Origin of the sequence: Staphylococcus sp. FSL W8-0774, from assembly GCF_038006785.1 — a bacterium.
Classification (GTDB): domain Bacteria; phylum Bacillota; class Bacilli; order Staphylococcales; family Staphylococcaceae; genus Staphylococcus; species Staphylococcus pasteuri.
In genome coordinates this window covers 1,802,157-1,817,695 of record NZ_JBBOVW010000001.1, presented here as the reverse complement: position 1 = coordinate 1,817,695, position 15,539 = coordinate 1,802,157, and the positions used below count along the sequence as shown (strand labels likewise).

At 30.7% G+C, this 15,539-nt stretch carries 13 protein-coding genes and 2 pseudogenes; 10 read left to right on the top strand and 5 right to left on the bottom strand.

Features of this window, described 5'->3' with window-relative positions; translation table 11 throughout:
* Nucleotides 1-10: 10 nt before the first annotated feature.
* Both NSQ15_RS08820 and NSQ15_RS08815 read right to left on the bottom strand, forming a co-directional pair.
* A pseudogene (locus NSQ15_RS08820) lies at nt 11-382 on the bottom strand (truncated hemoglobin YjbI).
* 89 nt (nt 383-471) lie between these two features.
* Entirely contained in the window at nt 472-1,053 is a 582-nt protein-coding gene (locus NSQ15_RS08815) for a CYTH domain-containing protein (protein WP_017637390.1), read from the bottom strand.
* A 260-nt stretch (nt 1,054-1,313) separates the two neighbouring features.
* Between NSQ15_RS08815 and NSQ15_RS08810 the strand changes: the two genes are divergently transcribed.
* The 7 genes from NSQ15_RS08810 to fabI all read left to right on the top strand — a co-directional run bounded on the left by NSQ15_RS08810 (nt 1,314) and on the right by fabI (nt 8,239).
* Nucleotides 1,314-1,661: a UPF0738 family protein gene (locus NSQ15_RS08810; protein ID WP_017637389.1), complete on the top strand. Its 348-nt coding sequence runs from the start codon at nt 1,314-1,316 to the stop codon at nt 1,659-1,661.
* A gap of 16 nt (nt 1,662-1,677) precedes the next feature.
* Entirely contained in the window at nt 1,678-2,313 is a 636-nt protein-coding gene (locus NSQ15_RS08805) for a GTP pyrophosphokinase (protein ID WP_017637388.1), read from the top strand.
* Nucleotides 2,314-2,325: 12 nt separating this feature from the next.
* On the top strand, nt 2,326-3,135 hold the full coding sequence (locus NSQ15_RS08800) for an NAD kinase (protein ID WP_070452261.1): 810 nt from the start codon (nt 2,326-2,328) through the stop codon (nt 3,133-3,135).
* Nucleotides 3,132-3,986, top strand: a complete 855-nt coding sequence (locus NSQ15_RS08795; protein ID WP_029055564.1) for an RluA family pseudouridine synthase — start codon at nt 3,132-3,134, stop codon at nt 3,984-3,986. The genes NSQ15_RS08800 and NSQ15_RS08795 overlap by 4 nt, the downstream gene beginning before the upstream one ends.
* 41 nt (nt 3,987-4,027) lie before the next feature.
* Nucleotides 4,028-5,401, top strand: a complete 1,374-nt coding sequence (mgtE, locus tag NSQ15_RS08790; protein WP_445684189.1) for a magnesium transporter — start codon at nt 4,028-4,030, stop codon at nt 5,399-5,401.
* Nucleotides 5,402-5,411: 10 nt separating this feature from the next.
* Nucleotides 5,412-7,256, top strand: a complete 1,845-nt coding sequence (locus NSQ15_RS08785) for a monovalent cation:proton antiporter family protein (RefSeq protein ID WP_017637384.1) — start codon at nt 5,412-5,414, stop codon at nt 7,254-7,256.
* 212 nt (nt 7,257-7,468) lie between these two features.
* Nucleotides 7,469-8,239, top strand: coding sequence for an enoyl-ACP reductase FabI (gene fabI, locus NSQ15_RS08780; RefSeq protein ID WP_340747105.1), 771 nt, complete (start codon nt 7,469-7,471; stop codon nt 8,237-8,239).
* Between the two features lie 193 nt (nt 8,240-8,432).
* On the opposite strand, the gene cozEa is transcribed toward fabI, so the two are convergent.
* Nucleotides 8,433-9,518: a lipoteichoic acid biosynthesis protein CozEa gene (gene cozEa, locus NSQ15_RS08775; RefSeq protein ID WP_017637382.1), complete on the bottom strand. Its 1,086-nt coding sequence runs from the start codon at nt 9,516-9,518 to the stop codon at nt 8,433-8,435.
* 209 nt (nt 9,519-9,727) lie between these two features.
* Between cozEa and NSQ15_RS08770 the strand changes: the two are divergent.
* The 3 genes and pseudogenes from NSQ15_RS08770 to NSQ15_RS08760 all read left to right on the top strand — a co-directional run bounded on the left by NSQ15_RS08770 (nt 9,728) and on the right by NSQ15_RS08760 (nt 12,938).
* A pseudogene (locus tag NSQ15_RS08770) lies at nt 9,728-11,294 on the top strand (alanine/glycine:cation symporter family protein).
* 183 nt (nt 11,295-11,477) lie between these two features.
* Nucleotides 11,478-12,224, top strand: a complete 747-nt coding sequence (locus NSQ15_RS08765; protein WP_029055560.1) for an esterase family protein — start codon at nt 11,478-11,480, stop codon at nt 12,222-12,224.
* A 204-nt stretch (nt 12,225-12,428) separates the two neighbouring features.
* On the top strand, nt 12,429-12,938 hold the full coding sequence (locus tag NSQ15_RS08760; protein ID WP_017637379.1) for a YjcG family protein: 510 nt from the start codon (nt 12,429-12,431) through the stop codon (nt 12,936-12,938).
* Nucleotides 12,939-13,043: 105 nt separating this feature from the next.
* On the opposite strand, the gene ltaA is transcribed toward NSQ15_RS08760, so the two are convergent.
* Nucleotides 13,044-14,231, bottom strand: coding sequence for a lipoteichoic acid biosynthesis MFS flippase LtaA (gene ltaA, locus NSQ15_RS08755; RefSeq protein ID WP_340747104.1), 1,188 nt, complete (start codon nt 14,229-14,231; stop codon nt 13,044-13,046).
* The gene (locus tag NSQ15_RS08750) at nt 14,209-15,384 is read right to left on the bottom strand and encodes a diglucosyl diacylglycerol synthase (protein WP_217193815.1); all 1,176 of its coding nucleotides are present in this window, start codon (nt 15,382-15,384) and stop codon (nt 14,209-14,211) included. The genes ltaA and NSQ15_RS08750 overlap by 23 nt, the downstream gene beginning before the upstream one ends.
* Nucleotides 15,385-15,539 lie beyond the last annotated feature (155 nt).

The window sequence follows — 15,539 nt, the reverse complement described above, 5'->3', positions numbered from 1 at the left end:
TCACCTACAATTAATTTTCGGAATTTACCATGTGATTAGCTGTTAGTCGCAATCTTTCATATAAATAGTCTCCAACCCCATCGGGAAAATTAGCGTGGGTAATCGCAATAGACATATTTTCTAACCAAGCATCGCGTTCAAATTCAGTAATTGTAAATTCCATATGTCATCTTTTTAACATGGGGTGTCCATGTTCTTGAGTATATAAATCAGGGCCACCTAAAAACTGAGTTAAAAATTGTTTTTGCTTTCGACTCGTTTCTTTAAAATCACCAGGGAATAAATGATTAATTCTATCGTCTTGTTCAACTAACGAGTAAAAATGATCAATCATTTGATATAGTGCGTCTTGCCCGATGATGTCATAAGGTGTTCTAGGCATATTATCACCGTGTTCCATTAATATATATCTAATATAACATGAATTTTTACATATGAAAGTAATTTGCATTATAGCTATTTTTTGCTAATTTAAGATAATTCTTTTTTTCGTTCAAAGAATCGTTGAACTTTATTCAATGGTTTTTGGTGAGCCAGATTAAATGACTGAAGTAACTCATTGAATTTTGTTAAACCTTCTTCATATTGGTTAACTTCAAATTCAAGTTCATAATCCTCAGTGCCCAGATATTCACTTTTATCCAGTACAAGTAATTCATTTTTATAATTGGTTTCCATTCGATATGTTGTTAATGCACCTAAAATAGATAAACTACCATCTTGAATGCCGTATTTTTCAGATATAATATGTCTAATGTCTGATGGTAATTGATCGTGGCTAATTACTTTATTAATTTTAGGTTCTATAGATACATCAAAATTATATTCTGTTAAACCGACTTCTGCTGGAACTTTAAGCGTCATTTCATAAGTATCGTCTTTCACACGTATTCTTAAAGCCGATTGATTTGATTTTAATTTAAAATCCTCAGTGTCAATATAATAGTTAATTTGTTTAAAAGGAGTATCGTCCTTAAAGTATTTGTGTTTAATGTCATTATATACATTTTCATTTAGTATTTGTTTAAATTCAATTTCATTATTAGTTGCCATGATAGAGATACACCCCGATACTTTTCTTTATGTTTATTTTAAATTTATCAATATTATGACGTAAATCATCCATGATTTAAAGTAATTTTGATCATTTTGACGATGTACATTTTTACATATATTTTAATAATATCAGACATATACTTTTGGTTTTAATTTGAACAATCATAAACCTAATAATAATGTAAGAATAATGTCATAGATATGTGTGTTGAATGGCCAAATTATGTTAAACTAATATGGAATAAGGAGGGGCAAGCATGCGTATATATATAAATGAGATAAAAGTGAAAGATGATACAATTTATTGTTATTCAGAAGATTCTATTGAAGGATTAGAAGAAGTAGGACAAATGCTTGTTGACAGTGATAACTACGGATTTGCTTACATATTAGATGATGGACAATCCTATTCGTATTTGATCTTTGTTGAAGAAACATGGTCAATGCTACATGAAAATAAAGGTAAAAAACTAGTCGTAAATGAAACGTTAGAACTTAAACATTTCCAAGAAGAATTAGATTACATATTGGATAATATAGAAGGTAATAATAACTATGGTAAGGAGTTTGTTTCTGCTGTTGAAAAAACTTTTGAACTAGAATGAAGCGGAGTGAATGAATATGAACCAGTGGGATCAATTTTTAACACCTTATAAACAGGCCGTTAATGAATTAAAAGTAAAATTAAAAGGATTACGTAGACAATATGAAATTAGTGAACATAGTTCTCCCATTGAATTCGTAACAGGCCGCGTAAAACCTATTTCAAGTATAATTGATAAAGCCAATAAACGTGGAATTCAATTTGATAGATTAAGAGAAGAAATGTATGACATAGCTGGGTTACGAATTATGTGTCAATTTGTTGATGACATCGATGTAGTTGTCAATATTTTACGTCAACGTAAAGACTTTAGCGTCGTTGAAGAAAGAGACTATATTCGTAATACTAAAGAAAGTGGTTACCGTTCTTATCATGTCATCATTGAATATCCAATTGAAACATTGAGTGGACAAAAGTCGATATTAGCTGAAATTCAAATTAGAACATTGGCAATGAACTTTTGGTCAACGATTGAGCATACATTGCGTTATAAATATGATGGGGATTATCCAAGTGAGATACAACATCGTTTAGAAAGAGCAGCTGAAGCGGCATACTTATTAGATGAAGAAATGTCTGAAATCAAAGATGAAATTCAAGAAGCACAAAAATACTATACACAAAAGCGTGCAAAAAAGCATGAAAATGACTAATGAGGTGTAAAGATGCGTTATACAATCCTAACTAAAGGTGATTCAAAATCCAATGCGTTAAAGCATAAAATGATTAGCCATATGAAAGATTTTCAAATGGTTGAAGATAAAGAAAATCCAGAAATAGTCATATCAGTTGGTGGCGATGGTACTTTACTTCAAGCCTTTCATCAGTATAGTCATATGTTATCGAAAGTAGCATTTGTCGGTGTTCATACTGGCCATTTAGGATTTTATGCTGATTGGTTACCTCATGAAGTCGAAAAATTGATTATTGAAATTAACAATTCAGAATTTCAAGTCATTGAATATCCATTATTAGAAATCATAGTCCGATATAATAATAATGGTTATGAAACAAGGTACTTAGCTTTGAATGAAGCAACCATGAAAACTGAAAATGGATCAACATTAGTTGTGGATGTTAATATTCGCGGAAAACATTTTGAGCGTTTTAGAGGTGATGGTTTGTGTATATCTACACCATCAGGTTCTACAGCCTATAACAAAGCATTAGGTGGAGCGTTAATTCATCCTTCTCTTGAAGCAATGCAAATTGCTGAGATTGCGTCAATTAACAATCGCGTGTTTAGAACGGTAGGGTCACCACTTGTGTTACCTAAACATCATACTTGTCTTATTACTCCAGTGAATCATGATACGATACGTACGACTATTGACCATGTCAGCATTAAACATAAAAATGTGAATGCGATTCAATATAGAGTAGCAAATGAAAAAGTAAGGTTTGCACGCTTTAGACCATTCCCATTTTGGAAAAGGGTACACGATTCCTTTATTTCAAGTGATGATGAAATATGATATTCCGTTATACAATTACGCAAAAAGAAACGCTTAAAACATTTTTAAAACGACATGATTTTTCTAAGAAAACGATTAGCGCCATTAAAACTAATGGCGCTTTACTTGTAAATAATAAACCTGTAACAGTAAGGTTTGAACTTGATATCAATGACAAATTAGAAGTGCGTTTACCAAAGGAAGTTCCGAGCGCTAACTTAGTTCCATATTTGAAACCATTAGATATTTTATTTGAAGATGACTACATTATTATTGTCTTCAAACCTAATGGACAAAATTGTGCACCTTCTCGTGAACATCCACATGAGAGCTTAGTTGAACAAGTTTTAGGTTATTTACAAGACAAAGGTGAAAATACTAACCCACATATTGTTACACGATTAGATCGTAATACGACTGGTATTGTTTTATTTGCAAAATATGGATATATTCATTACTTATTTTCAAAAATTAATATGAATAAAAAATATATATGTTTAGCCCATGGTTTAACAAAACCAAGTGATGTGATTGAAGCGCCCATTTCAAGAACTAGTCATAGTATTATTGAAAGACAAGTATCAGAAAATGGTAAGTATGCTAAAACCATATATCAGACGATTAAACAAAAGAGTCATGTAAGTTTATGTGAAGTCCAATTATGTACTGGTCGGACTCATCAAATAAGGGTGCATTTTCAACATTTAGGTCATCCTTTAATTGGTGATACATTATACGGTGGTAAACATGATAAAATAGAGGGGCAATGTTTACAGTGTTACAAACTAACATTTGAACACCCAGTAAGTAAAAATACAATTGAAATAACAACTGATTATAAACAACTAAATCAATGGTATGACATGATATAAAAAGCATTTTGGAGGTGTTTAAATTGTCTAACGACACAGAAATGAAAGAGAAAGAATACGCTAGCGAAGATGTGTACGATAAAGACTTATTAGATCAATTATTACAAAATGAAGATATAGATGCATTTAGAGAAGAATTTTTATCAATGCATAATTACGAACAAAGTGAATACTTTGAAGACACTGATGATGAGAATAGACAAAAAATATTCCAATTCTTATCACCACAAGAAGTTGCTGATTTCTTTGATCACTTGGATATAGACGATGAGGATTACGAAGAATTATTTGAAAAAATTAATGCAAACTACGCAAGTCATATTTTAGAAGAAATGTCATACGATAATGCAGTAGACATTTTAAACGAATTAACTAAACCTAAAGTCGCTAGTTTACTTACATTAATGAATAAAGAAGATGCCAATGAAATAAAGGCATTACTACATTATGAAGAAGATACCGCCGGCGGTATTATGACAACAGAATATCTTTCATTAAAATCTACTACTCCTGTTAAAGAAGCATTAATGCATGTTAAAGAACAAGCGCCAAATGCTGAAACAATTTACGTGATTTTTGCTATCAATGAAGATGATCAATTAGTTGGGGTTTTATCTTTAAGAGATTTAATCACAGCTGAGAACGATGCTTATATTGAAGATGTGATGAGTGAACGTGTTATTAGTGTAGATGTCGCAATTGACCAAGAAGACGTTGCACAAACAATGAGAGACTATGATTTCATTGCAGTACCTGTTGTTGATTACCAAAATCATCTATTAGGTATTATTACAATTGATGATATTTTAGATGTTATGGATGAAGAGGCAAGTGAAGACTACTCTCGTTTAGCCGGTGTCTCTGATATTGATTCTACTAATGATTCAGTAATCAAAACGGCAACAAAACGTTTACCTTGGCTAATCATTTTAACGTTTTTAGGTATGATTACTGCAACAATTTTAGGTAGCTTTGAAGACACTTTAGCAAAAGTCGCTTTATTAGCAGCCTTTATACCAATTATTAGTGGGATGTCAGGTAATTCTGGTACGCAATCTTTAGCCGTATCTGTACGTAATATTTCAACTGGTGATATCGACGAACAAAGTAAATTTAAAGTTGCTTTAAGAGAAGCGGGAAGTGGCTTTTTATCAGGAATTGTTTGTTCCATCATTTTAATCATTATAATTATTGCTATTTATAGACAACCCTTATTAGCAGTCATTGTTGGTGGCAGTTTAACGTGTGCTATGACAGTTGGTACATTAGTTGGATCAATGATTCCATTATTAATGAATAAATTAAAAATTGACCCAGCAGTTGCAAGTGGTCCATTTATTACAACAATTAACGACATTGTAAGTATGTTAATTTATTTCGGCTTAGCAACATCATTTATGTCATATTTAACTTAAGGAGGAACTAATGGAGTTCTTATCACTTGTGATTGTAGTTGTAGCTGCATTCTTAACACCTATTATAATAAATAGGTTGAATATTAATTTTTTACCTGTCGTAGTTGCTGAAATATTAATGGGGATAATTATAGGTAATTCATTTTTAAACTTAGTAACCAAAGATTCTATGCTTAGTATTTTATCAACATTAGGCTTTATCTTTTTAATGTTTTTAAGTGGATTAGAAATTGATTTTAACGCCTTTAAAAAAGATTCTCGTCCTCGACAAGGTGAAAGAAAAGAAGAGAAGAAATTACCAGGTCATTTAAACCTCGCAATGACAGTATTTGCATTAATCATGATTGTTTCAATTATTTTAGCATACGCATTAAAATGGTTTGGTTTAATAGATGATGTATTATTAATGATAATTATCATATCTACTATTTCATTAGGTGTGGTAGTTCCGACATTAAAAGAAATGAATATAATGAGAACGACTATTGGACAATTTATCTTGTTAGTTGCGGTATTAGCCGATTTAGTAACAATGATATTACTAACAATTTATGGTGCGGTTAACGGTCACGGTGGTAGTACCATCTGGCTTACAGGCATTTTGGTAGTATTTACAATTATTTTCTACGTTATTGGAGTACTATTTAAACGAATGTCATTTTTACAAAAATTAATGGGTGGTACTACACAAATTGGTATACGTGCTGTATTTGCATTGATTATATTACTTGTTGCATTAGCAGAAGGTGTTGGTGCTGAATACATACTTGGTGCATTCTTAGCTGGCGTAGTTGTATCATTATTAAATCCTGATGAAGAAATGGTTGAGAAATTAGACTCATTTGGATACGGATTTTTCATTCCTATATTCTTTATTATGGTGGGTGTAGATTTAGACATTCCATCATTAGTGAAAGAACCATCATTGTTAATCATTATACCTATTTTAATTTTGGCTTTTATAGTATCTAAGCTAATTCCAGTATTTCTTATAAAACGATGGTTTGATATGAAGACGACTGTTGCTTCAGCATTCTTATTAACGTCAACGCTATCATTAGTTATTGCTGCAGCTAAAATCGCTGAACAATTAAAGACAATTTCAGCAGAAACATCAGGGTTACTTATTTTAAGTGCAGTCATTACTTGTGTCTTTGTGCCTGTTATTTTTAAAAAGCTATTCCCAGTACCTAATGAAATGAATCGTCGTATTGAGGTAAGCTTGATAGGTAAAAACCAACTGACTATTCCTATCGTACAGAATTTAACTTCCCAATTGTATGACATTTCACTTTATTATCGTAAAGATTTAAGTGATAGTCGTAAATTATCCGATGAAATTACTATGGTCGAAATCGCTGATTATGAACAAGGAATACTTGAAAGATTAGGGTTATTCGATCGTGACATCGTTGTATGTGCGACTAATGATGATGAAATCAACCGAAAAGTCGCTTTGATGGCTAAAGAACATGGCGTAGAACGAGTGATATGTAGACTTGAAAGTACAAATGAAGACTTAGAAATGAAATCGTTAGGCATAGAAATATTTAGTAATTATCTAAGTAATAAAATATTACTTAAAGGATTAATAGAAACGCCGAATATGCTTAACTTATTAAGTAATGTAGAAACATCTCTATATGAAATACAAATGTTGAATTATAAATATGAGAACATTCAATTACGAAATTTCCCATTCGGTGGAGATATTATTTTTGTAAGAATTGTGCGCAATAATGATTCTATTGTTCCTCATGGTGATACGCAATTACGTTATAAAGATAGACTTATTGTGACAGGTTCAAAAGAATATGTAGATGAGTTAAAACAAGAATTAGAATTCTATTATTAATAAAGGATTATGGATCTGTAAGTATACATCATACTTACAGATCTTTTTAATTATATAAATAATATGAAATTTAATATAAGTATAGTGTGAACTATAGAGTAAATCTAAAATGCTTTATTATCAGGTACTAAAAATGTTAAAATATATTGAGTGAAAAATTTAGAAACGTTTGAAATGATTTATTATATATCTTATTAAAAGGAGTTATTTGCATGTTAAATCTTGAAAATAAAACTTATGTCATTATGGGAATTGCCAATAAACGTAGTATTGGTTTTGGCGTTGCCAAAGTACTAGATCAACTAGGTGCTAAATTAGTATTTACATATCGTAAAGATCGTAGCCGTAAAGAATTAGAAAAATTATTAGATCAACTTAATCAATCAGAACAACGTTTATATCAAATCGATGTTCAAAGTGATGAAGATGTTGTTAATGGCTTTGCTAAAATCGGTGAAGATGTAGGCAATATTGATGGCGTTTATCATTCAATTGCTTTTGCCAACATGGAAGATTTAAGAGGACGTTTCTCTGAAACATCAAGAGAAGGTTTCTTATTAGCGCAAGATATTAGTTCATATTCACTAACTATTGTTGCAAATGAAGCTAAAAAATTAATGCCTGAAGGTGGAAGCATTGTTGCTACAACTTATTTAGGTGGAGAATTTGCTGTACAAAACTATAATGTTATGGGCGTAGCTAAAGCAAGTTTAGAAGCAAATGTTAAATATTTAGCACTAGACTTAGGTGAAGATAACATCCGTGTAAATGCAATCTCAGCTGGTCCTATTCGTACTTTAAGTGCTAAAGGTGTAGGTGGATTTAACACAATTCTTAAAGAAATTGAAGAACGTGCACCATTAAAACGTCACGTTGACCAAGAAGAAGTAGGTAAAACTGCGGCTTACTTATTAAGTGATTTTTCTAGCGGTGTTACAGGTGAAAACATCCATGTTGATGGTGGATACCACGCAATTAAATAATAAAGCTAGGAATTTTAAAACGAAAGCTACAAAATAAATCAAATGACCAAGTGAGATGTCTTTACGACCCACTTGGTTTTTGTTTTATGTGATTAGTTGAAGAAGTATTGGAAAACAATAAAAAACTGTGAAGAAGGCTATAGGCATCTTCACAGCTTTTTTAGTTATAATTTTATGTTATGTGAAAGAATATCTAATCTTTAACGTTACTATTCGCTTTATCGATAATTCGTTGACGATATTTAAAGATATTGCTAATTATTGTTTTTAATACTGCATATAAAGGTACAGCGATTAATATTAGTGTAAAACCACCTAAATCTCCAGCTGCTAAAATAACCACAATGATTGTTAATGGATGCATGCTTAGTGATTTACCCATAACATTTGGTGTAATGACATTTCCTTCTAATTGTTGTGCAATTAAAGTGATAACACACACCCAAACAAAAGTCGTCGGACCATCGATAATACCTAAAATAGCTGCTGGCGTGAATGAAAGCCATGGACCTAAGAATGGTATTAAATTAGCTACACCAGCAAATAATACTAATAATGGTGTATAAGGTAATCCAATAATTGTATAACCAATATATAAGATAATACCTAAAATAACACTAACTGTTACTTGTCCTTGGATATATGACTTCAACGTGTAGTTTAAATCTTTCAATAAATCTACTACAAATACTTTACGTTCTCCTTTGAAAAATTTACCAACTGCTGGAATGAATTTTTCGTGATCTTTTAACATATAAATAAGGAAGAACGGTACCATAATCAATAAGAAAATAGTAGAAATTAATGATGTGATATATGAAAGTGAGTTTGATAAGACATCTGTTACGCCATCACCCATTGATTTAACCATATTATTAATACGGTGAGTGACATCATTTGGTAATTTATCAATTTGAGTTAGTGCGAAATTAACCAGACGCTCAGTTTCTCTTTGTAATGCTGGTGTTTGTTTAATCAAATTATTCATATTTGAAATTAAGATTGGTGCAATAAAGGCTACAACTATAGCAATTATTGCTATTAACACGACAAATATAGTTACAATACTAGCCCATCTTGGAAATCCCCATTTTTCTAATAAATTTTGAAATGGTAAACATATATAAAATAAGAAACCACTAATAATAAATGGAAGGAAAACAGATCCAATAATGGTAACAATAGGGGTAAATACTTCATGCACTTGCATAAATAGTTTGATGAGTATGAACAACATAATTAAAGCTATGCCAGTTCGGAACCAAACTTTATTTAACATATATGATAGTCCTCCTGAAATTTTTCATTTTTTGATAGTCTTATATAGTATATCTCAAAATTCAATACTACAAAAGAGCCATATCGTTTAAATAAAGCGCACAAATAGATAATAATATAATACATTTTATATAAAATTCTAAAAATATATTGATAAGTGTAAATATACATCGTATAATTTTTTTAATCTATTGATTAGGGAGGTATACGATGATTGAAAATATCGTTGCATTTTTAAATGAACTGGTTTGGAGTAAACCATTAGTATATGGATTATTATTTACGGGTATATTTTTTAGTTTAATGATGCGCTTTTTCCAAGTAAGACATTTTTAAAGAAATGATTCGTTTAATGTTTCAGGGAGAAAAATCACCTAGTGGTATTTCTAGTTTTCAAGCTATAGCCATGTCATTAGCGGGGCGTGTTGGTACTGGTAATATAGTTGGTGTATCAACAGCAATCTTTATTGGAGGTCCTGGTGCAGTATTTTGGATGTGGATGAGTGCCTTTTTAGGAGCGAGTAGTGCATTTATTGAATCAACATTAGGACAGATCTTTAAACGTGAAGTTAACGGTGAATATCGTGGTGGTCCAGCATATTATATCGAATATGGTATCGGTGGTAAGTTGGGTAAGATTTACGGATTAGCATTTGCAATAGTTACGATTATATCTGCCGGATTATTATTGCCTGGTGTACAAGCAAATGCAATCACAAGTTCTATGAATAACGCTTTCAATATACCTAATTGGGTAGTTGCTGTGATCGTCGTAATTATTTTAGCGTTAATCATTTTTGGTGGATTACGTTCAATTGCTAATGTAGCTACTGCTGTCGTACCATTTATGGCTGTAATTTATATTTTGATGGCAATCATCATTATTGTGATTAACATTCAAGCTGTTCCAGCATTATTAGCTGAAATATTCAAATCTGCTTTTGGATTACAATCAGCATTTGGTGGAATTGTAGGCGCTATGATTGAAATTGGAGTTAAAAGAGGACTGTTTTCTAATGAAGCGGGGCAAGGTACTGGACCGCATCCAGCTTCAGCTGCAGAAGTATCTCATCCAGCAAAACAAGGATTAGTTCAATCATTTTCAGTTTATGTGGATACTTTATTTGTATGTACAGCGACAGCGTTAATTATTTTGCTTTCAGGTACATATAACGTTACAGATGGTCAAAATAATGCTAATGGCACACCACATTTAATAAAAAATGGTGGTGTATTTGTAGAAAATGCAGATGGTAGTAAAGATTATTCAGGTACAGCTATGTATGTACAAGCAGGTATAGATAAAGCATTTCATGGTAGTAGTTACCATTTTGATACTCATTTTTCTGGAATAGGTTCTTATTTTGTAGCAATTGCGTTATTCTTCTTTGCTTTTACGACAATAATAGCTTATTACTATATTGCTGAAACAAATGTAGCTTATATAACTAGAAAGCAAAACAATCATACAACCAATATTGCATTTATTCTCATAAGATTAGGAATCATTATTGCAACATTATATGGTGGTATTAAAACTGCAGATGTTGCTTGGGCTTTAGGTGATTTAGGGGCAGGTCTTATGGCGTGGTTAAACATTATAGCGATATGGATACTACATAAACCATCTATAGAAGCATTAAAAGATTATGAAGTACAGAAGTCACGTTTAGGTTCAGGTTATCATGCATTATATAAACCTGATGCGAAAAAACTACCTAATGCTATCTTTTGGTTGAAAACCTATCCTGAAAGATTGAAAAAAGTAAGTAAATAAAACAGGATGTTATATATATAACGTTAATGAATTTATTTACGGAAAATAGTTGTTTATTAAAGAATTAAAATTACAATTAACAACTGAATTTCTTAATTTATTAAAAACTTTAAAATCTACATAATTTAAAAATATAACGTCTCTTGGTACAATGTTATTAATACTACTAGGGGGCGTTTTAACATGTCTGAATTTAAACCAGGTAAAATCAATAAACATCAATTTTATAGCGATATTTTAGAAAGAGAAGTTACGATATCGATTTATTTACCTGAAGATTATACAGATTTATTTAAACATCAAGTGATTATTTGTTTTGATGGATTAGATTTTTTAAGATTTGGAAGAATTCAAAGAGAATATGAAAGATTGCGTAAAGATCAGGAAATACAACGAGCTATTATTGTAGGATTTCATTACGAGAGTGTTGAAAAACGACGTGAAGAATTTCACCCACAAGGTAGTCGATCACATTTAACTGTTAAAGCAATCGGCAAAGAGTTATTACCATTTATTGATGCTACTTTCCCTACTTACAAAGTAGGTAATGCACGATTATTAATGGGTGATAGTTTGGCTGGAAGTATAGCTTTACTTACTTCATTAACGTATCCAACTATATTTAGCCAAGTAGCTATGCTTAGTCCACAATATGACGATATCATTAAAGAGAAATTGATTGATTGTGAAACAAAAGAACAACTTTCAATTTGGCATGCTATTGGTTTAGAAGAAGAAGATTTTACCTTGCCAACCAATGGGAAACGTGCGAATTTCTTAACGCCAAACCGAGAATTAAATCAACTTATTAAACAATACCATGTGAAGTATGAGTACCAAGAATTCGATGGCGGCCATAACTGGAAATCATGGAAACCAATGTTAGGCGATATACTAAAATACTTTTTAAATGAAGAAATTCCGGACTAACTTAATGAATGAGTATAAAAATAGGTATGTTTTTTAAAGATATAATTTGAAATAATACTGTTTAAAAAATCATAATCAACTTTACATCGTATAAAAATTTTGAAGAATATAGTTTAAAATAGAAAAAATATTTTTAAGTTTAAAGTAACGGTTTTCATGGAATTTTGCTATAATGGAAATAGGTTAAACAAAGGAGGAATTCAAATGATTTTAGGATTAGCGTTAATCCCATCAAAGTCATTTCAAGAAGAGGTAAATGCATATCGTAAGCGTTATGACACTCATTACGCACAAATTATGCCACATATTACTGTGAAATCTCAATTTGAAGTTAATGATGCGGATTTAGATTCAGTTAAAAAAGAAATTGAAACTCGAATTAAAGGTATCTCATCAATCGATATCCATGCTACTAAAGCATCAAGTTTCAAACCAGTAAATAATGTTATTTACTTTAAAGTTGCTAAAAACGACGAACTTGAAGAAATTTTTAATCGATTTGATACAGATGATTTTTATGGTAAGGCTGAACATCAATTTGTACCTCATTTTACAATTGCACAAGGTCTTTCAAGTCAAGAATTTGAAGATATTTATGGTCAAGTAGAATTAGCAGGGGTAGATCATAAAGAGGTAATTGATGAATTATCGTTACTTCAATATCATTCAGAAGATGACAAATGGAACGTTATCGATACATTTAAATTAAATTAATTAGATTTTGAAAACCAATAATTATTAATAGTTAAAACATAAACAAAATGGAGTGAGATAGTGGTATCTATTTTATAATAGATGTCTATCTCACTCCATTTTCTGTTATTTTGCATGTTTTCGATTTATAAAGTAATAACCGTAAAATAAGGCTAAAACTAAGAAAATAAATGCAGAAAAATAAAATGTATTATTTAAGTTATTTGTGAATTGAGTAATTAAACCGCCTAATAATGGACCAATCATAGAACCGAAACCTTGTACACTATTAAAAACGCCCCAAGTTTCTTCTTGTTCTTTAGGATTAATATGGACTGCCATGAATGTATTCCAAGCTGGAAGTAAAATACCATACATTAATCCAATAAATAAAGCGATACCCCATACAATATAAATATTTGTGATTAAAGATAATCCAAATATCATTAATGTATATAAAATGAAACCGCCAAATATAATACTATACATAAAGCCTTTGCTGTTTTTATCTATAATTTTTGAAAGGAATAACATAGAAAAAGCACAACCTATGCCACCAATCATAATTGCTAGTGTATATTCAACAGTTGATACATGTACGATTTTAGTTGCGTATGTAGGTAATATAGGGACTAGTGCTGAAATAGCTGCACCTTGTAATAAGATGCCTGGGAATAAAATCATATGTCGTTTAGTTACATCAACAATTTGGAATAATTGTTCTTTTACAGGTTTAGTATTGTAGTTTGTGAGTCTTATATTGACAAAGTAGTATAAAACCCAAGCAATTAAAACTACTAGCGACATCATAAATACAAAATGTAGGGGATGAATTTTAATTAGAAAATTCATGACTACCCAACCTACTAATAAACCTAATAACCAAGCAAAATAAACATAGCCCATTTGTTTGCCTCGTTTATCTTCTTGAACACTTGATAACATAATCACCCATATGGGGCTAACAGCAATACCGAGCATAATTGCACTAATAATGATGATAATTGATGATGACGGAAACCAGATGACTAAGAATAAACTTAGAAATGCCATTAAAAAGCCTGATGTTAGCACTAATCTAGCACCGAATTTTTTTAATAAAAAGCCAATAACAAAATTTGTCGCAGCATCTGCAATAAAATGAATAGAAAAAGCAAGTGATGTCACTGCAACTGCAATTGATGTAACAGTAGGTAAGTAATTAATATAACTTAAAATATACATACCTCTAGCAAATTCCATTAAAAATAAAATGACTAACATAATAATAAAGTTTTTATTATTAGAATAATTATTTAACGAGGAATCTGGCATATAAAGGTACCTTTCCATATATCTCTTCAGGTTGTGAAGAGTGGCCTAATAATTCTAATAAGTCTTTACATAATTTCAAAGTAGAATATTCAATTCTAGATTCTTTCATATTAGAAGTCATTTTATTTAATAAAGTTTCATCATTTGTAATCTGCGTAACGATATCAATAGCTTCTTCTGGCGTATTAGCAATTTTACCCATATTCATTTTTTCAAAATAATGCGCATTTTCTAATTCTTGACCAGGAGCAGGATTTAAAAATACCATTGGAATACAGCGAGTATATCCTTCTGAAATAGTTATTCCGCCTGGTTTAGTAATCATTAATTGGCTTGATGCCATCCATTCATTCATATGTTTAGTAAATCCTAATATTAAAACATCAGAATTATTTTTAAATTTAGCTTGTAATGAACGTTTTAATTCTTTACTGCGTCCACAAATCATAACAACTTGTGAATGTTTACTTTTCTCTAAGATTTCAATAATCATTTGGTCAAAACCTTTTGAAACTCCAAATGCGCCTGCAGACATTAAGATAGTTGGTCTATCTGGATCTAAATGATGTTTACTCAACCACGCTCTTTGATCAATATATTCTTCAAATTTACTAGAAATAGGGATTCCAGTGACTTTAATGTTAGAGGCAGGAACGCCTACTTCCATGAAATCTTCTTTAGTTGTTTCAGTAGCAACATAATAACGTTCTGATTTTGGTGTAATCCAATTTTTTTGCATTCGATAATCAGTCATTACCGTCGCAATTGGAATATTAATATTGAATTGTTCTGTTAATACAGACATTACTGGTGTTGGGAATGTTAACAAAATTAAATCTGGTTTCTCATTAATCAGTATATTTATTAATTTATTTAGACCATAATACTTATAAAAACATTTATCTAGTTGATCAGGGCGGCTATAATAAAAGTTTTTATACATGTTTCTAAAATATTTAAAACTATTGATATACCATTTTTTACATATAGAAGTTAAAATCGGATGTGCTTCCATAAATAAGTCGTGTTGAATAACACTTAAATGGTCCAAATTCATTTCATTTAATTGGTTTACGATACTTTGAGTAACTTGCATATGACCGTTACCGAAAGAACCAGTAATAATCAATATTTTTTTATTTTGAGTAACCATTAAAAGCCACCCTCCGTTAATTTTTAAAATTTATAATAAGTGTAACGTATTTTAATACATTATAAAAGGAATATCACGATTTCCGTTAATTTCATTACCATTGACTTGAAGCAATTTTCTTGTGATTAAACTACAAGTAATACTTTATATGTAGA